A 21151-nucleotide genomic window follows, 5' to 3' on the forward strand; every position below is an offset into this window, starting at 1 on the left:
GGGGGAGCGAAGCGGCTTGTACCGGCAGCTTCCCCCCTCCTGACCTCCCCCCTCCGGGGGGAGGGAATGGTGAACAGCCCTTCGGGGAATACAACAAGGATCGACAGGTAAGCAGTTCTTTTATAAGGAGCAGTCGTGGAAGAAATGATGATGCGCAGGCCCGAAGAAGAGTGCGGCATTTTCGGTGTATTCAACCACCCGGAGGCGTCGAACCTCACTTACCTTGGGCTCTACGCCTTGCAGCACAGGGGACAGGAAAGTTGCGGCATCGTCTCCTCGGACGGAAGCAGTCTGCACGCGCATAAAAGCATGGGGCTGGTAGCCGACGTTTTCGGCAACCCTGAAATCTTCAAGACTCTGCCCGGCCGTTCCGCCATCGGCCACGTGCGTTACTCGACCACCGGTTCGTCGGTGATCAAGAACGTCCAACCCATCAATGTGGACTACTCCCGCGGCTCCATCGCGATAGCCCACAACGGCAACATCGTCAACGCCCAGATCATCAAGGACGAGCTGGAGGCCTACGGTTCCATCTTCCAGACCACCATGGACACCGAGATCATCGTCCACCTGCTCGCCACTTCCAAACAGAACTCGCTTCTGGACCGCATCACCGACGCCTTGACCCGCATCCAGGGCGCTTACTGCCTCCTGTTCCTGACCGAGAGCCGCATGGTGGCGGTGCGCGACCCCAACGGCTTCCGCCCGCTTTGCCTGGGTCGCCAGGGAAGCGCCTACGTGATCGCCTCCGAGAGCTGCGCCCTCGACCTCATCGATGCCGAGTTCATCCGCGAGATCGAGCCGGGCGAGGTGATCGTCATCGACAAGAACGGCCTGACCTCCTTCTTCCCGCTCAAGAAGGTGCAGCCCACCCCGTGCATCTTCGAGTTCGTCTACTTCGCGCGTCCCGACTCCCACATCTTCGGCAAAAACGTGTACCAGGTGCGCAAGGAGCAGGGGCGCCAGCTGGCCCGCGAGCACAAGGTCGACGCCGACATCGTCATCCCGATCCCTGACTCCGGCGTCCCCGCCGCTCTGGGCTATGCCGAGGAGTCTGGCATCCCGTTCGAGCTCGGCCTGATCCGCAACCACTACGTCGGCCGCACCTTCATCGAGCCGCAGCAGGCGATCCGCCACTTCGGCGTCAAGATCAAGCTGAACCCGGTGCGCGAGGTGCTGAAGGGCAAGCGCGTGGTGGTCATCGACGACTCCATCGTGCGCGGCACCACTTCCAGGAAGATCGTCAAGATGATCAGGAATGCCGGCGCCGCCGAGGTGCACGTCCGCATCTCCTCGCCGCCGACCAGCTATCCCTGCTACTACGGCATCGATACCCCGAACCGCAAGGAGCTGATCTCCTCGTCGCACTCCATCGACGAGATCCGCCGCTACATCACCGCCGACTCGCTCGGCTACCTTTCCGAAGAAGGTCTCATGTCTACCGTCGGCGCCGAGAACGCCGGTTTCTGCACCGCATGCTTTACCGGGGGATACCCGGTTAAATTCCCGCGTCTGATGGACCAGCAAGAGCCGCAGATGGGACTATTCGAAAAGGAGACTGCCGAGCAATGACCGAAAAGGAAAGACTGAAGAAGATCATCATTGAGCTGTCCTACGAGAAGAGGAACGTGACCTTGGCTTCCGGTCGTCAGAGCGATTTTTACTTTGACGGGAAGCAGACCACGCTGCACCCCGAGGGCGGTTATCTGACCGGCAAGCTTTTCTTCGAGGCCATCAAAGACGTGGAAGGTGTGGAAGGGGTAGGCGGGCTCACCTTGGGTGCCGACCCTATCGCCACCGCGACCTCTGTGGTCAGCTTCCTGGAAGGGAAACCCGTCCCGGGCTTTATCATCCGCAAGGAGCCCAAGGGGCACGGCACCGGCGCGTGGCTGGAAGGGCGCAAGAACCTGAAGCCCGGCGCCAAGGTGGTCATCGTCGAGGACGTCGTGACCAGCGGCGGTTCCTCCCTGAAGGCGATCAAGCGCGCCGAAGAGGAAGGGCTGGTGGTTCTGGGTGTGGTCACCTTGGTTGATCGTGAGGAAGGCGGCCGCGAGAACATCGAGGCCGAAGGGTACTGGCTGAAGTCCATCTTCACCAAGGCCGAGATTCTCGCCTAGCAGCAGAAAGATACTGTGCTTACCGAAGGCGGCAATAACTCTATTGCCGCCTTTGTTTTTTAAACCCGGAGCTCAGAGGACCCGGAGCTGCACTGAGGTCTCAGATGGAAATCTTGTGAAAGGTTTTTTTCCGCCTCGTCCTGTTTTTTCTCCGTGTCCTCCGTGGTCCTCTGTTACCTCTGTGTTCCAGCTTTTGCCTTAGGTTGTTATGGAAGAAATTCTCAAACGAAATCGCGAGTTGCTGGGGCAGGTGGACGACTGGTTCGCCCGCTGCATGGCGGCCTACCCTGAGCACATTGCCTGCCAAGGCGGCTGCTCGGGTTGCTGCCGGTCGACCTTCGACATCACGCTTTTGGACGCGTTCTACTTGAAGCTCGGGTTTGACGCGCTGCCGCAGGACGCCAAGGAGCGTGTGCTGGCGAAGTGCCGGGAGCGGCTCGCGCTGATGAGGGAGCACTGGCCCGAGTTCGACCACCCTTTCGTGCTCAACTACCGGGACGAGGCGGACTGGGAACTGCTCATGCCGGACGAAGATGAGACCCCCTGCGTGCTGCTGGGGGACGATGGCCGCTGCCTGGTCTACGACTACCGCCCCATGACCTGCCGCCTGCACGGCATCCCGATGGTCGACACGGAAGGCGAGGTGATGCACGACGAGTGGTGCACCATGAACTTCACTGACGTGGACCCGCTCCAACTTCCCGCTCTTACCGCGCCCTTTGATGCCATCCTTCGCGCGGAGGTGGCGCTCTTTCGCGATTTCACCGAGAGGTTCCTTGGACGCAGGATGAGCGAGCTGGATACCTTGATCCCTACGGCGCTTTTAATCGACTTCGATGGGTTCGACTGGAAATGCTGGGCGGGGGAGGGGGGCGAATAAACCGCCCGCTGTAGGGGCAAATAATCATTTGCCCAGCGCGGCTGCCTGGACCAACGCCGCTGCCGAGAGAGGCAGCGACCGCGATTGAGGGGGGCGAATAATTATTCGCCCCTACAGGACGTAACGCGTCTATTTCCGCTGTAGGGGCAAATAATCATTTGCCCAGCTGGACATTTAACATGTGAAAAGGAATTACTGATGGCCCTGCCTTCGACCATTTACCGCGCTTCGGTGCAACTCTCTGATCTGGACCGCCAGATCTACGCCGACCTCCAGACTACCGTCGCCCAGCATCCCTCGGAGACCGCGGAGAGGCTGCTGACAAGGCTTTTGGCCTATGCTCTCTGCTACGATGAGGAACTGGCATTCACCAAGGGGGTCGGTTCCGGCGACGAGCCTGATATCTGGAGCAAGGGGCCGGACGGGCGGGTCAAACTTTGGGTCGAGGTGGGACAACCGGATCCGGAACGGCTGGCCAAGTCCTGCCGCCACGTCGAGCGCGCTTTCCTGTTCACCTTCGGCGCCAACGTGAGCCGCTGGCTCACCCAGCATCAGCAAAAGCTGGCACAGGTCAAGAACCTGACCGTGATCTGCATTGATTTCAAATTCCTGGGGCAGCTTTGTGATAAGCTGGAGCGGGTGATCAACTGGTCGATAACAGTCACTGAAGGGAATGTCTACTTGACCTTTGACGGTCGGACCATCGAGGCAAGCCTCGAACACATCTGCGGCCCTCCTCGCTAGTCCTTTGTTGGGGAGAGAAGAGGAAGACACCATGGCAACTTTCAGACACCTTCTTGGTTCACTGTTCCTGCTGCTCCTCCTCGTCCTCTCTGCTTCAACTTGCGCCTTTGCCGGGTCCTGTCCGCCGACACCTTGGGACGAGATTGGACCCTTCTACCGTCCCAACGCGCCAGTGCGCGGCAGTATTGGCAAAGGTTACCTCCTGAGCGGTACGGTCCGTTCTTCCGCCGATTGCTCCCCCATCCCCAACGCCCGCATCGAATTCTGGCAGGCTGGTCCCGACGGCCGCTACGACGATGCCTATCGCGCCACCGTTTACTCCGACAGGAAAGGGCACTACCGCCTGCAGACCATTCCGGCCGTGCCGTATGCCAACCGTCCGCCGCACATCCACATTCTGGTGGACGTGAAGAATTTCGAGGGGCTGGTCACGCAGCATTATCCCAAACGCCTTGCCAAGGGGGCTCAACTCGATCTGGTGCTGGTGCCGGAAGGGAAGGAGGCGGGGAAATCAGGCGGCCGGGCCGATGAACTGATCCGGCCCGGCAAGGGGAGCAGGTAGAGTCACTCTTTGTCGTGCGGTGCCTGGAGCATGGTCGCCAGGTCCCTCGCGTTTTGAGGGGCGGCGCCCCCCATGTCGTTGTTGAAGTAGATATAGACATCCAGGCCGCGGCTCAAGTACTTCCTGATCCTCGCCACGTCCTTCTCCAGTTGTTCCTTCGTATAGAACCCGTTGTAGCTCCCTTCCATGCCATGCCGCCTGATATAGACGAAGTCTGCCGTGATCGGCGGCGCGTCGATGAATACCGGGTGGTCCGCCATGCACAGTGACACGTTGCGGTCGCGGCACAGGCTTACCACCTCGTCGGTGAGCCACGTTTCATTCCTGAACTCCAGGGTCTGCCTGCCGTGGTACGGTGCGACCTGGTCCAGAAAGCTCTCCAGTCTCTTCAGATCCACCTTGAACTGCGGCGGAAACTGCCAGAGCACGACCTGCAGTTTCTCCTGCAGTTCCCGGGTCGGCGTGAAGAATCTCGACAAGGCCGTTTCGATATCGTGCAGCCTCTTGATGTGAGTGATGTAGCGGCTCCCTTTCACCGCGAAGGAGAAGCCGGGCTCGCTCTCGTCGTGCCAATGCTTGAAGGTGGCCGCGGTCGGGGTCCGGTAGAAGGTTACGTTGAGTTCAACCGTATCGAAGACGGAACGATAATGTTCGAACCACTCCTTGGTCTTCAGTTCCGCCGGATAGAAGTTGCCGCGCCAGTGGTTGTAGCTGAAGCCGCTGCAGCCGAGATAGAGCTTTGCCATGATGATCCCCCCCTACACGAGTTGTGGGATGCGAGGTGGCCTGATGAATGATTAATGTTTTTGAACTTGCCAAGTATACCCGATGCAACGGCACGGGCTAGTCCTGGAGGAGGAGGCCGCCAAAATCGTAACCAAGGCCATTTACAAAATTCTTTACAGGCCCGGAGGAGGGGAGACAGCCTTCGTTAAATTTAGTACGGACACGTTGCAAACTTGTAAGGACACGTTGCAACTTTGCACGGGGACCTTGCAACTTTGCACGGGGACCTTGCAACTTTGCACGGGGACCTTGCAACTTTGCACGGGAACCTTGCAACTTTGCACGGGAACCTTGCAACTTTGCACGGGAACCTTGCAACTTTGCACGGGAACCTTGCAACTTTGCACGGGGACCTTGCAACTTTGCACGGGAACCTTGCAACTTTGCACGGGGACCTTGCAACTTTGCACGGGGACCTTGCAACTTTGCACGGGGACCTTGCAACTTTGCACGGGGACCTTGCAACTTTGCACGGGGACCTTGCAACTTTGCACGGGGACCTTGCAACTTTGAACGGGGACGTTGCAACTTTGAACGGGGACGGTGCAACTTTGCACGGGGACGGTGCAACTTTGCACGGGCAGGTTGAAACTTTGCACGGGCACGTTGCAAGCTTGCACGCGCACATTGCAAATTTGTACGGGCATATGGCAATTTACTACCATCGTGTTTGAGCATAAAAAAAGGCGGGACCTTTCGGTCCCGCCTTTGGTGTTCATCTGGTGCTGCCTGTTACATCTTATGGCACTTGTCGCAGTCGCCGTTGGAGGTGAAGGCGTCCTTACCGTTGTGGCAGGCGCCGCAGGACATACCTTTCTCCATGTCGCCCATGGTGTGGTGCTTGGCACCGGCCTGCATCGGGAAGATCTTGTTGTGGCAGTCAGCGCACTTGTAGGCTTCCAGGTGGAAGTCGTGGCTGAACTTAACTTCGCCGCCTTCGTTCTTGAAGATGACGTTGCCCGGCTTGTAGCCCTTGTGGCACTTGTTGCAATCGCCGGCTACGGAGAAGGCCTCTTTGCCGTTGTGGCAGCCGCCGCAGGACTTGCCTTTGTTCATCTCGGCCATGGTGAAGTGCTTGGCGCCGGCCTTGAAGGCGAAGAGCTTGGTGTGGCAGTCTTTGCAGCTGAAGGCTTCGAGGTGGAAGTCGTGGCTGAACTTGGCGTCGGTCACCCCTTTGGCTTTCCAGGTGATCTCGCGCGGCTTCATGCCGGCGTGACACTTGCCGCAGTTGCCGGCGACGGTGAAGGCCCTCTTGCCGTTGTGGCAGGCGCCGCAGGTCTTGCCTTTCTCCATCTGGGCCATGGTGACACGGCCTTCTTTGCCGGTGATCACGGTGCCGTTGTGGCAGGCCTTGCAGCCGTCACTGACTTTGGCCAGGTGGACAGAGTGGTTGAACGTAGTCTGACCCAGACCTTTGATCTTGAACTCTACGTTACGCGGTTTGCCCTTGTGACATTTGACGCAGCTCTTTTCATCGGCTACGCTAAAAGCCTTGATGCCGGTGTGGCAGGCACCGCAAGACTTGGTCTTTTCCATTTCGGCCATGGTGAAGTGGCGCTTCGCCTTAAGATCGAAGATAGCGTTGTGACAGATCCTGCAATTGTTGTTATATTTCAGCAGGTGCACATCGTGACTGAAGACAACGGCGTCCCCGTTCTTAAGAGGAAACTTGACGTCTTTGGTCTCCTTGGCAAAAAGCGCAACCGGTGACGCGCAGACGATAAGAACCATAAGCAAGGCGAGGCGAAACTGCATGGTACACTCCTTCTGGCTGTTTATTTGCTACCACTTTAGGGCAATAGCCGGGATAATATACACATCGCAAAGCGCATCGTCAATTCAAAACTATTGATTGTTTTTTATGTTTGGCCGCTTAGGCCCTGTAATAGGAGGGATGATGAAAACGATTTTGCTCTCCCTTTTGCTGCTTTCTCTTCAGGTCCCCTCCCTCGCCCGCGCCGCTTTCTACCAGTGGACCGACGCCCAGGGTGTCGTCCACTTCACCGATAACCGCAATAACATCCCGAAACAGTATCGCGACAAGGCTCACCGCGTGGACGTCACCGATTCCGCGCCGGTCGTCGTGTCTCCCCGGGGGGAGTCCGTCTCCAGTCCGGCTCCTGCCGCGACGATGCCTGGCGGGCATGACCAGCGCTGGTGGCAGGACCGCTTCAAGGCCTTGCGCACCGAGCTGAAGGCTTTGCAGGACCAGCGTGCCGGTCTGGAACAGCAACTGATCGAGCTGCGGAGAAAGCGCACCATCTTCCAGCGCGCCCGGGATCGGGAGGCGATCAACGCGATGGAGGCCCAGGTTTCCGCCACCGATGCCAAGATCAGCGAGATGCTCAACCGGATCGCCGCGCTCGACCTCGCCGCCGCCCAGGCGGGGGTGCCCGTAGAGTGGCGTCAGTAGCTTGCTGGCAAGCTTTATTAGCGGTTGCGGGGCCAGTTAAGCTGTGTTATAAAAAAATGCCGCTTAACTCAGGGAGAACACGGATTATATGAACCAAATCGATAACATAATTGACAACGCCCTCGCCGAGGACATCCACACCGGCGACATCACCACGCTCTCGGTGCTTACCAAGCCGCGCCGCATGCGCGCCAGGCTGGTCGCCAAGGAGGAGATGGTCCTTTCCGGTATCGACGTGGCTCGCCGCGTCTTCGCAAGGCTCGACTCCGACATCGTTTTCACCGCCCACTTCGAGGATGGCGCCCGGCTGACAAAGGGTGACATCATCGCCGTGATGGAGGGGAATGCCGCGACGCTTTTACAGGGGGAGCGGGTTTCTCTGAACCTGTTGCAGAGGATGAGCGGTATCGCCACCCAGACCGCCGCCTACGTCAAGGAACTGGAAGGGACCGGCGCCCGCGTCGTCGACACCAGAAAGACCACCCCGGGGCTGCGCGTCCTGGAGAAGTACTCGGTGAGGGTGGGGGGCGGCACCAACCACCGCACCGGCCTCTACGACGGTGTGCTCATAAAGGAAAACCACATCGCGGCCGCAGGCGGCATTGCCGAGGCGGTGCGCGCCGCCCGTGCCTACATCCCGCACACCCTGAAGATCGAGGTGGAGACCGAGACGCTGGACGAGGTGCGGCAGGCGCTCGAGGCTGGTGCGGATATCATCATGCTGGACAACATGTCCCTGGAGCAGATGACCGAGGCGGTGCGGACAATAAATAAGAGGGCGCTGGTCGAGGCGTCCGGGGGGGTGAACCTGAAAACGATCAGGTCCATAGCCCTGACCGGTGTGGACATCATATCGGTCGGAGCGCTCACCCACTCGGTACGCGCGACCGACATCTCGATGCTGATGGAGGGCGTTTGAAAGACTCCGGGGTCGACGGCAGGATAATCGAGCTGTTCCGCTCCGGCGGCGGGGTGGTCTCCGGCGCCGCGCTGAGCCGCCTCCTGGGGGTGTCGCGAACCGCAGTTTGGAAGCACGTCAAGGGACTCCGCGCCAGCGGGTACCTGATCGAAGCCGTCCCCTCCAAGGGTTACCGGTTGATCTCCTCACCCAAAGTTCTCACCCAGTTGGATCTCTCTGCAGGCCTTGAAACCAAGAGGGTCGGCTCCAGCATCATCTGTCTCAAGGAAACCGAGTCCACCAACCAGGTCGCCTTCAAGTTTGCCGAGGAAGGCGCCGCGGAAGGGACCGTGGTCATCGCCGACGCCCAGACCGCCGGCAAGGGGAGGCTTGGGCGCATCTGGCTGTCGCCCCCCGGCGTCAACCTGTACTGCTCGGTGGTGCTGCGTCCCGCCATCGCGCCGATGGCCGCCTGCCAGCTCACCTTCCTCTCCGTGGTCGCCGTGGCCCGCGCCATCGAAAAATGCACCACGCTGAAGCCGCAGATCAAGTGGCCCAACGACATCCTGATCAACGGCAAGAAGGTCGCGGGGCTTCTGAACGAGATGAACGCGGAGACCGAGAAGGTGAACTTCGTGGTGCTCGGCATCGGGGTGAACCTCAACCTGGACATGTCCTCGATATCCGAGTCGCTTTTGCGCCACCCGGCCACCTCGCTGTTGCAGGAGGGGGGCGTGGAGGTGGACCGGCTGGTCTTCACCCGGGCGCTCCTCTTCGAGTTGGACCGGCTTTACGACGTGTTCCTGGCCGAGGGGGAGGGGCCGGTGCGTGCCGAATGGCTGGAGCGTTCCGCCATCAAGGGGCGCAACGTCAAGGTGAGCCAGGGTGAGCGCGAGTTCGTTGGCATGGTGCAGGGGGTGGACTCCTTTGGCGCCCTGTTGGTGCAACTGTCCGACGGCAAGGTCGAGACCGTGCTCTCCGGCGACGTCGCACTCGTTTAAGATCAAAAGGAAAAGGCATTGTTTAACGCAAAGACGCAAAGACGCGAAGAAACACTACCCCTTTTAAGGTCTTAATGCTTTTGGAGTTCGGTTCCAGCTTCTGGTTTTCTTTGCGCCTTTGCGGCTTTGCGTTAAAACCACGGTTTTGGTTTCAGGAGGTTTGGCTTGCTTTTGGTGATCGACGTCGGGAACAGCAACATCGTTCTCGGGATTTACGATGAGGAACGACTGGTTCAGGATTGGCGGGTTTCCACCGACAAGTCCAAGACCATCGACGAGTACGGCATCCTGTTCCACGACCTGTTCCGCCTGTCGGGCATCGTGTTCTCGGACGTGAAGGACATCATCGTCTCCTCGGTGGTGCCGACCCTGACCGGTGTGCTGGAAAAACTGGCGCGCCAGTACTTCAAGATCACCCCCTACGTGGTCGGACCCGGCATCAAGACCGGCATGCCGATCCACTACGACAACCCGAAGGAGGTGGGGGCGGACCGCATCGTGAACGCCATCGCCGGCTTCGAAAAGTACCGTTCGCCGCTCATCATCGTCGACTTCGGCACCGCCACCACCTTCGACTACGTCAACAAGAAGGGCGAATACTGCGGCGGCGCCATCGCCCCCGGGCTCGCCATCTCCATGGAGGCGCTGTTCCAGAAGGCGAGCAAGTTGCCGCGGGTGGACATCGCCCGGCCGCCCAGCATCATCGCCAAGAACACGGTCAACTCCATGCAGGCCGGCATCTTCTTCGGCTACGTGGGACTCGTGGACGGCATCGTGCAGCGCATGAAGGCCGAGGGGAAGGAAAACGTCAAGGTGATCGCGACCGGTGGCCTCGCCTCGCTGATCGCGCCGGAATCGAGCACCATCGAGGAGGTGGACGAGTTCCTCACCCTCGAGGGGCTGCGCATCATCTACAAGAGGAACAAGCCGTAAAGGGCGGGACGGATCCAGCTTGCTAATCCCCCCTGCCCCCCCTTCGCAAAGGGGAGGACGTGAGGCTCGGGCGGCACATCGGGCCTCGCCTCAAACTCAAAAGGCCTGCTCACGAGGGTAGGTCGCAACCAGTTTGTGGAACATCACGTTTTTTGTTGATATGAAGAGTTGGTTCACGCGCCTTAGCGGCGGGTGAGGGAGGTACGCGACAATCCATTGAGGGGTCAGCCAGGTAGTTGGTAGTTCGTTGTTTGTTTCGTCTGCTTTGCTCAAGTCGTTTCTCGTTGAAGCGTAGGTCATTGATGATCTTCATTCTAAAGGGAGGGCGTTATGGGAAGGTATGAAACGGCAAAACTGCGTAACCTCGGTATTGTAGCTCACGGCGGTGCCGGCAAGACCTCGCTGGCTGAGGCGATCCTGTTCGATACGGGCATGATCGACCGGCTGGGGAGGGTCGACGACGGCAGCTCCACCATGGATTTCGAGCCCGAAGAGATCAAGCGCCGCATCTCGATCACCTCTTCCCTGGACCACTGCGAGTGGAAAGGGCACTCCATCCACATAGTCGACACCCCGGGCTACGGCAACTTCATCGCCGACACCCGCGCCTGCATGAGGACCCTCGACTGTGCCGTCGTGATCCTCTCCGCCATCTCCGGCGTCAAGGTCCAGACCGAGGAGGTCTGGCAGTGGGCCAACGAGTTCGAGATCCCGCGCATCGCCTTCGTCAACAAGATGGACCGCGAGCGCGCCAGCTTCCTGCGCGCCATCGACGACATGGAGAAGGCGCTGGGCGCGCGCGGCGTCGCGGTACAGATGCCGCTGGGCGCCGAGGAGAACTTCGAAGGGGTGATCGACCTGGTGCGCATGAAGGCGTACCGCTACCAGAAGGACCTCTCGGGCAAGTTCACCGAGGGTGAGATCCCGGCCGAGTACCTTGACGAGGCGAAGCGCCTCAGGGAGATGATGGTCGAGACGGTGGCCGAGGCGTACGACGCCCTCACCGAGAAGTTCCTCGACACCGGCGAACTCTCCGAAGAGGAGATCCTGGACGGCATCCGGGTCGGCACCATGCGCAGCACCTTCACCGCGGTCTTCTGCGGGTCGGCCGCCATGAACATCGGCGTCGCGCAGCTTTTGGACGGCATCTGCGATTTTCTCCCTTCGCCGCTGGATCGCACCAAGGCGGTGGGGATGGATCCCAAGACCGAACAGATCATCGAGCGCGCCCCGTCCGAGAGCGAGCCGTTCTCGGCGCTGGTGTTCAAGACCACCTCGGACCCTTACACCGGCAAGATCACCATCTTCCGCGTGTACTCGGGCGTGCTCAACTCCGACTCGCTGGTCTACAACTCGACCAAGGGGGTGCAGGAGCGTATCGGCCAGATCTTCGAGCTGGAAGGAAAGAAACAGCACCCGATCAAGCAGGCGGTGGCCGGCGACATCGTCGCCGTCGCCAAGCTGAAGGAGACCGTCACCGGCGACACGCTCTGCGACGAGGGTAAGCCGATCGTCTACGAACCGGCCCAGTCGCTCCAGCCGGTGATCTCCTACGCGATCGAGCCCAAGACCAAGAACGACGAGGACAAGATCCACAGCGCCCTGCAGCGCATGATCGAGGAAGACCCGACCATCGAGAGCCACCGCGACCCGCAGACCCGAGAGTTCATCATCTCCGGCATGGGGCAGGTGCACCTCGAGGTGGTGGTCGAGAAGCTGAAGCGCAAGTTCGGCGTCGACGTCATCCTGAAGACCCCGAAGGTCCCGTACCTGGAGACCATCCGCGGCTCGGCCAAGGTGCAGGGGAAATACAAGAAGCAGTCCGGCGGGCGCGGCCAGTACGGTGACTGCTGGATCGAGCTCTCCCCGCTGCCGCGCGGCGAGGGGTACAAGTTCGAGGACAAGATCGTAGGGGGCGTCATCCCGCGCCAGTACATCCCGGCGGTCGACAAGGGGATCCAGGAGGCCGCCAAGGAGGGCTTTCTGGCCGGCAACCCGGTGGTCGACTTCAAGGTCGCCCTCTTCGACGGCTCCTTCCACACCGTCGACTCCTCGGAGATGGCCTTCAAGGTGGCGGGCTCCATGGCCTTCAAGAAGGCGATGGAACAGTGCAAGCCGGTCCTTTTGGAGCCGATCGTCAACATGAAGATCACGGTCCCGGATGAGAACATGGGCGACGTGATCGGCGATCTCAACTCCAGGCGCGGCAAGGTGGTCGGGGTCGAGCCCAAGGCGAATTCGCAGATCATCAGGAGCGTGGTGCCGATGTCGGAGGTGTTGACCTACTCCAACGACCTGCGCTCGATGACCAGCGACCGCGGCATGTTCACCTCGGAATTTTCCCACTACGAGGAGGTTCCGAGCCACCTGGCCCAGAAGATCATCGCCGAGGCGCAGGACCAGAAAAACAACAACCACAAAAGCGCCTAACCGAAGTTTTACATAGGCTGCCCGGCAGGCCCCACGAAGCCCTGGCGAAGTGGGGAGGCCGGGCGCGCCTGATTCAAATGACATGACGAGGGAGGATGAGCCAGATGGCGAAGCAATTTACACCCGATGAAGATGAAACTGTAGACCACAAGAAGAGTTCGCAACAACGGCTTCTTCTGCTTCTGCTGGTGCTCATCGCCCTTTTTGCCTACCTTTATTTTTTCACCGGGCTGATCAAGCCGCGCCCCGAAGCGGCCGCGCCTCCGCCGCCCGCGCCCGCCCCGGCCTTGGTGAAAAAGCCGCTGCCGCCGCGCTCCCCCTCCGCCGAGGCTCCGACCTCCGCCAAGGCTGCGGCCGGCAAGCCTGCTGCTGAAACTCAGGTCAAGCCGGCTGCCCCTGCCGCAGCGCCGGCCAATACTGGTGCTCCCGCTGCCAAACCCGGGGCTCCTGCCGCTAAACCTGCGGCGCCCGCGGCCAAGCCTGCGGCGCCCGCGGCCAAATCTGCGGCGCCCGCGGCCAAACCTGCGGCGCCCGCGGCGAAACCGGGCCAGCCTGCCTCGGCTCCCGCAGTTGCAGCCAAGGAAGCGAAACCCGCAGCGGCGAAAGAAGCCAAACCCGCAGCGGCGAAAGAAGCCAAACCCGCAGCGGCGAAAGAAGCCAAACCCGCCGGGAAAGATGCCAAACCTGCCGCCAAGGAAGCCAAAGCCCCGGCAGCAGGCAAGGAAGCGAAACCTGTCGCCAAGGAGGCCAAAGAAGCCAAACCGGCCAAGCCGGTGGCCAAGGCCGCTGCCAAGGCCAAGGCCAAACCGGGTGCCTTTGCCCTCGAGCTCGACAGCGAGGTCGCCGAGAGCGAAGTTCCCTCGGTTACGGCGAAGCTCAAAAAGGCCGGCGTCGCACCGGTGGTTACCACGAAAACCCACAAAGGCGAGCCGATGCACCGCTTGTTCCTCGCCGATTTCGCCAGCCGCGACGAGGCATCCGAAGAGCTTGGGCGCCTGAAAGGGGTCGCCCCCAACGCCTTCATGCTCAAGGAGGGCGGGCGCTACGCGGTCTACGCCGGTTCCTTCATGAGGGAAGGGAAGGCTGCCGTGGAGCAGGACCGTCTCTATGACAAGGGGGTCCGGCTGGTGCTCAAGAAGGCGAACATTCCGGTGACCGTGGTGAAGGTGCGGGGCGGCAGCTTCGCCGATCCGAGCAGCGCCGAGAAGGCCGCGGCGAATCTCAAGAAGACGGGCCTTTCCGCCAAGGTCGTCAAGGCGGGGAAATAGATCTGACGTGTCAGCGAAGGTAACGTTCAGGATTTCAGCGGCGGCGGCCCCGTACGTGGGGGCCGACAAGCCCAGGGAGAACCGGCTGCTGGCCGCTTCCGGCCGGGTGCCGCTTCCGCCGGGCGACCTGGTGCTGCTTCTTTACTACCTGTGTCATGATCCCGACCAGGAGGTGAAGCGGCAGGCGATGGGAACGCTGCGCTCCCTCGATCGCACGCAGTTGGAACGGATCCTCTCCGACCGCGAGCTCCACCCGCAGATCCTGGATGCCCTGGTGCAACTGCACGGCAAGAAGCCCGATATCGCGCCCCTTCTTGCCGGGCACCCGAACCTGAGCGACAAGGCCGCCGCCTTTTTGCACGCGCAGGGCTTCGCCGCCGCGACTCCCCAGGCCGCGCCGCCGCACGCGGCGCCCCACAAGGAACACGACCTGGAGGAGGTCGACGAGACCACCGGGCCGGACGACGATGAGCCGATCGACGAGGAGGAATACCAGTCCAAGTACCAGTTGGCCCAGTCGATGGGGGTGAGCGACAAGATCAAGATGGCCATGACCGGTGACAAGGAGTGGCGCGCCCTCCTGATCAAGGACAACAACAAGCTGGTCTCTGGTGCGGCCATCAAGAATCCACGCATGACGGAATCAGAGGTGCTCACCATCGTCAAGTCCCAGATCCAGAACGACGAGGTGATCCGCGTCATCTGCGCCAACAAGGATTGGATCAAGAACGCCCAGATCAGGAAGGCGTTGGTGGAGAACCACAAGACGCCCCTCCCCAACGCGCTGCGCTTTTTGGGGACCCTGGGGGAGAAGGATCTCGCCAACCTCGCCAAAAGCAAGAACATCAACACCATCATCGCGAACCAGGCGCGCAAGATTTTGCTGAGCAAGAAGGAAAATAGGTAATTCAGGGGGATCTCGAATGGCTCTGGTGAACCAGGCAAAGCGTGAAATCAACGCCAAGATAGTCTTCTTCGGCCCCGGTCAGGCAGGTAAAGGTACCAGCCTCAGGCACGTCTTCAATAAACTCAAGCCCGAGTTCCGGGGCGCATTGAAGGTGATGAGCGTGCAGGGCGCCCGCATGCTGTTCTTCGACTTCACCCCTCCCGGCGACGGCAACGTGGACGGGTTCCGGGTCCGCTTCCACCTCTACACGGTTTCGGGGCCGCTGGTCGACCCGGCGGCCTGGAAGATGGTGCTGAAGGGTGCCGACGGGGTGGTCTTCGTGGCGGATTCCGCGCCGCAGCGGCTGGCTGACAACCAGGCCGCGCTTGGGCAACTGGTCGAGTACCTGAAGGGGTACGGCCAGACCCTGACCACCATCCCCACCATCATCCAGTACAACAAGAGCGACCTCGCCGACCCGGCGGCCCTTGCCGAGCTGGAACGGCAGCTGAACCCGTCGCGCCTGGTCAGCTTCAAGACCAGCAGCCAGAGCGGCGAAGGGGTCTTGCAGGGGCTCATGGCGCTGGTGAAGAGCGTCCTGACCGGCCTGCGCGCCAATGGGACCGACGCCATAGCCAGCGGCGAAGGGCTGCAGCAGATGGTGGAACCCCCGGCACCCGCCGCGGCTCCGGCACGCCCCGTCGCGGAAGCGCCCCCCGCAGCGCCCGCGTCCACTCAGCCGAGCGCCGCACCGGCGGCCGTGCGGTCCCCGGTCGCACCGGCGGCGGCCAAGCAAGCGGCGCTGTCACTTGAGATAGCGGGTGACCCGGTGGCGGCCGGCGATCTGATCCGGGTGCCATTGACCATCCGCAGCGGCGACCAGGAGAAGACCGTGGTACTGACCCTGTCGCTCGGCCTTTCCGAGGAGTAGCGCTTGGGTCCCGACTTCGATATCTACCTGCTGTGCCGGTTGCTGCTCGCCTCGTTCCTGGGCGGGCTGATCGGCCTTGAACGTGAGATCCACGGCCGTCCCGCCGGGTTCCGGACCCACCTGTTGGTCTCGCTCGGCTCGTGCCTTTTCACCCTCACCTCGATTGAGATCTACCGCATCTTCGGCAACTTCACCGGCGGGCCGGTCGGGGTCGACCCGGGGCGCGTGGCCGCCCAGGTGGTCACCGGCATCGGTTTCCTCGGGGCGGGCGCCATCATTAGGGAGCGGGCCTCGATTCGCGGGCTCACTACCGCCGCCTGCCTCTGGGTCGCCGCCGCCCTTGGCATCGCCTGCGGCATCGGCCTCTTCTGGCTCGCGGTTTCCGTCACCCTGGTGGCCCTGGCGAACCTCCTGCTGCTCAAGGAGGTGGAGAAGAGGCTCACCCGCGATACCTATGTGCTGGTCAAGGTGTGGGGAGAAGACCGCGCCGACTTCGTCACCCGCGTCTACCAGGCGCTCAGCGGCGCCGGGATCGAGAGGGTGGACGCCAAGTTGCAGAAAGACATCGAGCACGGTGTCATATTCATCGAGTTCCAGGTTAAACAGCCCAAAAAATCGAGTTCGGCGGACCTCATGGCGCGCCTGAGCGTAGTGGAAGGGGTCAAGAGGATCGGAATCGACTGATCCTGGGCAGTCCCTTTTTTAGAGCAGGTAACAAAGGAAAGGAGAACAGAGCATGGCGGAACTTAAAGGAAGCAAGACAGAGAAGAACCTTCAGGAAGCGTTCGCCGGCGAGTCCCAGGCGCGCAACAAGTACACCTACTACGCGGCGGTGGCCAAGAAGGAAGGGTACGAACAGATCGCGGCACTGTTTCTCGAAACGGCTGAGAACGAGAAGGAGCATGCCAAGCTGCATTTCAAGGCGCTCTCCGGGCTCGGCGACACCATCACCAACCTGAAGGCGGCTGCGGCAGGCGAGTACGCCGAATTCGTCGACATGTACCCGCGCATGGCCAAGGAGGCCCGTGAAGAGGGTTTCACCGCCATCGCGGCCATGTTCGACGGCATCGCCGCCATCGAGAAGGCGCACCAGGAGCGCTACAAGGCCTTGCTCGCCTCGATAGAGGAGGGAACCGTGTTCCAGGAAGACGCGCCCACCAGCTGGAAGTGCCGTAATTGCGGCCACATCCACGAGGGTAACGCCGCGCCGGACATCTGTCCGGTCTGCCATCACCCCAAGGCGCACTTCGAGCGTCTCGCCGAAAACTACTAACCTGCCGGGGTGGGGGAGAGCCGGCTCTCCCTCGCCCCTGTTCCGCTTCATCCCCGTCTGGCCTGCCTCCACGCTGCGTGCAGTTCATCCAAGACAGCAAAATTCCTTGTATACGGCAGACTTTACGTGCTATGATGCGGCGGTTTCTCATTAGCAAAGGAGGCATGCATGGCAATCATCACAATTTCCAGGGAGATGGGTACCGGCGCCTACGCCATTGCCAAGGAACTGGCAAAGAAGCTCAAGTACACCCTCGTAGACCGGGTAAAGATCGAGGAATTGGCCCCCGCGTATGGCCTGACCCCCGAGATCCTGGAAAGGGTGGACGAGAAGCCGCCGTCCTATCGGACCGCCGAAGACCGCCTCCAAGCCGCGCATCTCGCCACCATGGAGCTCATCCTGCTGGACTGCGCCAAGAAGGGGAACGTGATCCTCTACGGAAGGGGGGCGCAGGATCTCATCAAGGTGCTGACCAACGTGCTCAGGGTCCGCTTCATTGCGCCCTTCGAAGACCGGGTGGAAAAGTTCGCCGAGAGGGAATGGATCGATCCGGACCTGGCCCGCGAGCTGATCAGGAGGAGCGACCACCAGTTGGGCGGCTTCATCCATTTCTATTTCGACCGCGACTGGAACGATCCGCTGGCCTACGACCTTATCTTCAACACCAAGTCTTCCAGCCAGCATGCCATGATAGAGTCGATCATCGCCGCGTCCAAGGATTCCCGCCTCAAGGAAGGGGAGGATGAGTCCATGGCGCTGCTTGAAGACCTGATCGTCGCCAAGAGGGTCGAGGCCGAACTGCTCAAGTCGTCGCTGGCCCGCGCGCTCAAGTTCTGCATCAGCTGTGAGGATGGCGTGGTCACGCTGGCCGGCCACGTGCAGAGCGAGGAGGAGATCGAGGAGGCCGTCGAACTGGCCAGGTCGGTCGAGGGTGTCACCGACGTCGAGAGTGAGCTGGATGTGCTGAGCTACAAGCCGGTGAAGGATTAGAGGCAGGGACTAGGGACTAGGGACTAGCGCTGATAAATAAGAAGGGGCTGGGAGCGTAGGTGCGGGGGGCGGAAACCATTCGGTGTTTCCAGCCCCCGCCCCTAGCCCCTGGCCCCTTTGCTTTTCTAGCTTCTTTGTTTTTGCGCCCGCTTCAAGCCTTCCACGCAGCTGTAGGGGATGGCCATGCCCCCCTTGCCGGTACCCATGTTGATTCCTTCCTCGATGCCGTGATAATCGGAGCCGCCGGTCCAGATCAGCCCCTTCTTCTCGGCGGTGGCAACGAGGAATGCGCTTTCCTGGTCGTTGCAGACGTTGTTGAAGGCCTCGACACCGGCAAGTCCCATGGCGCAGAGCTGGTCGATGATGCGGTTCAGCGTGTCGCGGTCGTTGGTGATGGTGGTGGGATGAGCGAGCACCGCCACCCCGCCAAGCCTCTGCACCGTCGCCAGTGCCTCTTCCATCGGGAAGTAGCGCTTGGGGACATCGCAGGGGAGCAGGTAGCGCACGAAGGCGTCCTGCATGTCGCGGACGTACCCCTTGCCCATCAGGACCTGGGCGATGTGGGGGCGCCCCAGTGCCCCGCCCGCCAGGGCGGCCGCCTCGGCGCTGGAGATGGGAGCTCTCCCTTCGGTGGTCAACTTCTCGTTGATCCGTCCCACGATCGCCTCGCCGCGGGCCTCCCGCCGGTCACGGAACTCCTTGAGAATCGAGTGCAATTGCGGATCGTGGTGATCGAGCAGGTATCCGAGCAGGTGGACGTCCTTGAACGAGTCGTACGCGACGGAAAATTCGATGGCGGGAAGTACCTCCACGCCGGCGGCAGCGCCTGCCGCGAGTGCCTCATCGATGCCATCCACCGTGTCGTGGTCAGCCAACGCGATCGCTTTGAGTCCGAGCCCTTTGGCCATAGCCACCAACTCCGTCGGGGTGCGTACCCCGTCGGAAAACGTGGAGTGCAAATGCAGGTCTACCAGTTCTTTCATGTATCTCCCTCGATTTTGATCAGGTCATTATAGGGTTTTCTCACGTTTGTGCAACCGTTAAGGACGCACTTAGCAGTTGCCTTGACCAGTGCCATCTTGTATAAGGAAGCATTACTTTTTTCAGGATGAACAGAGGTGTGTGTGGCAAAGACGAAGGGGATGGCAGGAGCGGTATTCGCACTGTCGACGTTCATCATAGGGGGGCTTCTCACTTTCACAGGTTTGGGGCTGATAGCGTTCATGAAGAACCAGGACCTGCTTGGCTGGGGAGAGGGGCGCAGCATCGGCATCTTGTTAGTATGCGTTGGGCTTCTTGCTTCCATCATGGGCGTTCTGGTAATGCGTGTGATCACCAACAGGTTGTAGCATGAGGGACGACCAGGTCCACCAGGCGATAGCGATCCTCACCGAGGCGGTCAAGGCGTGGGTAAGTCCCGCGGTGACTATCGTCGCCACCCAGGGTAAGGATCCGTTCAAGGTGCTGGTCTCCTGCATCCTGTCGCTGCGGACCCGCGACCAGACTACCGCCGAGGCTTCGGCACGTCTCTTCGCGCTGGCCGATTCCCCCGAAAAGATGGTGCGCCTGGACGTGCAGCGGATCGAAGCCGCCATCTACCCGGTCGGCTTTTACCGCGTGAAGGCCGAGCAGATTCTCGAGATCTCGCGCTCGTTGTGCGGGCTGTACCGGGGAGTTGTCCCGGATGACCTCGAGTCGCTGTTGAAGTTCAAGGGGGTGGGGCGCAAGACCGCCAACCTGGTCCTTACCCTTGGTTTCGGCAAGCCCGGTATCTGCGTCGACATCCACGTGCACCGGATCTGCAACCGCTGGGGCTACGTCAAAACCCGCACGCCGGAGCAGACTGAATTCGCCCTGAGAGAGAAACTGCCGGCCGAGTACTGGATCATAATCAACGATCTTCTGGTAACTTTCGGGCAGAACCAGTGCACTCCGCTTTCACCGAGGTGCTCAACCTGTCCGTTGATAGATCTTTGCGACAGGGTCTCAGTAACCAAATCAAGATAAAACAGTGTTGCAGAAACTCGCTCTTTGAGTATAATGGGGCCTTGAGTTTTTGAGCTAAGCAAAAATGCTATCCGCTGGTGTAAAGCATCAGCCACTCTGGGGGGATTATGCTTAAAAAGATAGGTTTTGTCGGTCTGGGCACCGTCGGTGTTCACATGGCAGCTAACCTTGCCAAGTCGGACTATCAATTAACGGTGTTTGACCAAGACGAAAATGCGATGGCTGAATTGGCCAAGCTGGGCGTGAAAGTCGGCGATTCGCCGATGGCGACCGCCAAGGGGCAGGACCTGGTCATCGTGATCGTGCCGGAGAGCAAGTACCTGGTCTTTGGCGAGAACGGCGTCCTGGAAGGGATCGATCCCGGCACCATACTGGTCGACATGGGCACCCACTGCCTGGAGACCATCGAGCGCATGGCCGAGGAAGCGAAAGCGCGTCGCGTCATGTTCCTGGAGGCGCCGGTCTGGGGGAGCAAGGAGCACGCGGCCAACGGTCTGCTCACTATCCTGGCCGGTGGCGACGAGGCGCTTTTGGGCCGTTGCCGTGAGCCGTTCTCCTATTTTGGCCTCAACATCATCCACATCGGCAAGATCGGCGACGCCACCCGCATGAAACTGATCGTGAACCTGCTGCAGGCCGAGATGATGCAGTCCCTGTCCGAAGGTCTCGTTTTCGGCGAGAAGATGGGCTTCAAGCCTGACAAGATCCTCGAGGTGCTCGACTCCGGCGGGGTTGCCTCGCCGCTGTTCCACTCCAAAGGGCGTTCCATCGCGCGCGGCGACTTCAGCCGGAACCTGGCGCTCAAGTACGTCGAGTCGCAGATGCGGCGCGTACTGGAAATGGCCGATAAACTGGGACTCGATCTCCCCGCCGCCAAGACCGTCTCCGCCATCTTCGATCAGGCCGTCCAGGACGGCCGGGGCGAGGAGGATTTCTCCGCCATCGTCAAGCTGCTGCGCAAGTAATCTCGGTTCCGACACCGTTGACAAAAGAGGCACCCCAAAAGGTGCCTCTTTTTTTTGTTCGCGTGCC

General features: G+C 60.8%; 22 protein-coding genes. 19 read left to right on the forward strand and 3 right to left on the reverse strand.

The window, feature by feature from the left end; all coding sequences use genetic code 11:
* Positions 1 to 144 precede the first annotated feature (144 nt).
* The 5 genes from purF to KOL99_RS12160 all read left to right on the forward strand — a co-directional run bounded on the left by purF (position 145) and on the right by KOL99_RS12160 (position 4303).
* Complete coding sequence (gene purF / locus KOL99_RS12140) at positions 145 to 1572, forward strand: amidophosphoribosyltransferase (protein WP_216511129.1); 1428 nt, start codon at positions 145 to 147, stop codon at positions 1570 to 1572.
* Positions 1569 to 2117 (forward strand): orotate phosphoribosyltransferase, encoded by a 549-nt coding sequence (gene pyrE, locus KOL99_RS12145; RefSeq protein ID WP_216510725.1) that lies wholly within the window; start codon positions 1569 to 1571, stop codon positions 2115 to 2117. Before purF ends, pyrE begins: the two co-directional genes overlap by 4 nt.
* Positions 2118 to 2325: 208 nt before the next feature.
* Positions 2326 to 2997 carry a YkgJ family cysteine cluster protein gene (locus KOL99_RS12150; protein WP_216510726.1) on the forward strand — a complete coding sequence of 224 codons (672 nt, stop codon included), beginning with the start codon at positions 2326 to 2328 and terminating at the stop codon, positions 2995 to 2997.
* A gap of 198 nt (positions 2998 to 3195) precedes the next feature.
* On the forward strand, positions 3196 to 3741 hold the full coding sequence (locus tag KOL99_RS12155) for a YaeQ family protein (RefSeq protein ID WP_216510727.1): 546 nt from the start codon (positions 3196 to 3198) through the stop codon (positions 3739 to 3741).
* 31 nt (positions 3742 to 3772) lie between these two features.
* The gene (locus KOL99_RS12160) at positions 3773 to 4303 is read left to right on the forward strand and encodes a dioxygenase family protein (RefSeq protein WP_216510728.1); all 531 of its coding nucleotides are present in this window, start codon (positions 3773 to 3775) and stop codon (positions 4301 to 4303) included.
* Positions 4304 to 4305: 2 nt separating this feature from the next.
* Here KOL99_RS12160 and KOL99_RS12165 read toward each other — a convergent pair whose 3' ends face one another.
* Positions 4306 to 5049, reverse strand: a complete 744-nt coding sequence (locus KOL99_RS12165) for a DUF72 domain-containing protein (RefSeq protein WP_216510729.1) — start codon at positions 5047 to 5049, stop codon at positions 4306 to 4308.
* Between the two features lie 772 nt (positions 5050 to 5821).
* Positions 5822 to 6844, reverse strand: coding sequence for a cytochrome c3 family protein (locus tag KOL99_RS12170; RefSeq protein ID WP_216510730.1), 1023 nt, complete (start codon positions 6842 to 6844; stop codon positions 5822 to 5824).
* 142 nt (positions 6845 to 6986) lie between these two features.
* On the opposite strand from KOL99_RS12170, the gene KOL99_RS12175 reads away from it, so the two are divergent.
* The 11 genes from KOL99_RS12175 (at position 6987) to KOL99_RS12225 (ending at position 18112) form a co-directional block, all read left to right on the forward strand.
* Entirely contained in the window at positions 6987 to 7502 is a 516-nt protein-coding gene (locus KOL99_RS12175) for a DUF4124 domain-containing protein (protein ID WP_216510731.1), read from the forward strand.
* An 88-nt stretch (positions 7503 to 7590) separates the two neighbouring features.
* Positions 7591 to 8421 carry a carboxylating nicotinate-nucleotide diphosphorylase gene (nadC, locus tag KOL99_RS12180; protein ID WP_216510732.1) on the forward strand — a complete coding sequence of 277 codons (831 nt, stop codon included), beginning with the start codon at positions 7591 to 7593 and terminating at the stop codon, positions 8419 to 8421.
* Positions 8418 to 9401, forward strand: coding sequence for a biotin--[acetyl-CoA-carboxylase] ligase (locus KOL99_RS12185; RefSeq protein ID WP_216510733.1), 984 nt, complete (start codon positions 8418 to 8420; stop codon positions 9399 to 9401). The genes nadC and KOL99_RS12185 overlap by 4 nt, the downstream gene beginning before the upstream one ends.
* Positions 9402 to 9566: 165 nt before the next feature.
* Positions 9567 to 10334: a type III pantothenate kinase gene (locus tag KOL99_RS12190; RefSeq protein WP_216510734.1), complete on the forward strand. Its 768-nt coding sequence runs from the start codon at positions 9567 to 9569 to the stop codon at positions 10332 to 10334.
* Positions 10335 to 10664: 330 nt separating this feature from the next.
* Entirely contained in the window at positions 10665 to 12764 is a 2100-nt protein-coding gene (fusA, locus tag KOL99_RS12195) for an elongation factor G (protein WP_216510735.1), read from the forward strand.
* Positions 12765 to 12868: 104 nt separating this feature from the next.
* Positions 12869 to 14032, forward strand: coding sequence for an SPOR domain-containing protein (locus tag KOL99_RS12200; protein ID WP_216510736.1), 1164 nt, complete (start codon positions 12869 to 12871; stop codon positions 14030 to 14032).
* A 7-nt stretch (positions 14033 to 14039) separates the two neighbouring features.
* The gene (locus KOL99_RS12205) at positions 14040 to 14939 is read left to right on the forward strand and encodes a hypothetical protein (protein ID WP_216510737.1); all 900 of its coding nucleotides are present in this window, start codon (positions 14040 to 14042) and stop codon (positions 14937 to 14939) included.
* Between the two features lie 16 nt (positions 14940 to 14955).
* Entirely contained in the window at positions 14956 to 15849 is an 894-nt protein-coding gene (locus KOL99_RS12210; RefSeq protein WP_216510738.1) for a GTP-binding protein, read from the forward strand.
* Positions 15850 to 15852: 3 nt separating this feature from the next.
* On the forward strand, positions 15853 to 16533 hold the full coding sequence (locus tag KOL99_RS12215; RefSeq protein WP_216510739.1) for an MgtC/SapB family protein: 681 nt from the start codon (positions 15853 to 15855) through the stop codon (positions 16531 to 16533).
* 52 nt (positions 16534 to 16585) lie between these two features.
* Positions 16586 to 17122 carry a rubrerythrin gene (gene rbr, locus KOL99_RS12220; RefSeq protein ID WP_216510740.1) on the forward strand — a complete coding sequence of 179 codons (537 nt, stop codon included), beginning with the start codon at positions 16586 to 16588 and terminating at the stop codon, positions 17120 to 17122.
* A 168-nt stretch (positions 17123 to 17290) separates the two neighbouring features.
* The gene (locus tag KOL99_RS12225) at positions 17291 to 18112 is read left to right on the forward strand and encodes a cytidylate kinase family protein (protein ID WP_216510741.1); all 822 of its coding nucleotides are present in this window, start codon (positions 17291 to 17293) and stop codon (positions 18110 to 18112) included.
* Positions 18113 to 18237: 125 nt separating this feature from the next.
* On the opposite strand, the gene KOL99_RS12230 is transcribed toward KOL99_RS12225, so the two are convergent.
* On the reverse strand, positions 18238 to 19095 hold the full coding sequence (locus KOL99_RS12230) for a PHP domain-containing protein (protein WP_216510742.1): 858 nt from the start codon (positions 19093 to 19095) through the stop codon (positions 18238 to 18240).
* Positions 19096 to 19236: 141 nt separating this feature from the next.
* Between KOL99_RS12230 and KOL99_RS12235 the strand changes: the two genes are divergently transcribed.
* The 3 genes from KOL99_RS12235 to KOL99_RS12245 all read left to right on the forward strand — a co-directional run bounded on the left by KOL99_RS12235 (position 19237) and on the right by KOL99_RS12245 (position 21084).
* Entirely contained in the window at positions 19237 to 19461 is a 225-nt protein-coding gene (locus KOL99_RS12235) for a hypothetical protein (RefSeq protein WP_216510743.1), read from the forward strand.
* 1 nt (position 19462) lies between these two features.
* A complete protein-coding gene (locus tag KOL99_RS12240) occupies positions 19463 to 20119 on the forward strand; it encodes an endonuclease III domain-containing protein (protein ID WP_216510744.1) in 657 nt (218 codons plus the stop codon).
* A 107-nt stretch (positions 20120 to 20226) separates the two neighbouring features.
* Entirely contained in the window at positions 20227 to 21084 is an 858-nt protein-coding gene (locus KOL99_RS12245) for an NAD(P)-dependent oxidoreductase (protein ID WP_216510745.1), read from the forward strand.
* The last annotated feature ends 67 nt before the right edge of the window (positions 21085 to 21151 follow it).

This window comes from Geomonas azotofigens, assembly GCF_018919395.1.
Taxonomy (GTDB): domain Bacteria; phylum Desulfobacterota; class Desulfuromonadia; order Geobacterales; family Geobacteraceae; genus Geomonas; species Geomonas azotofigens.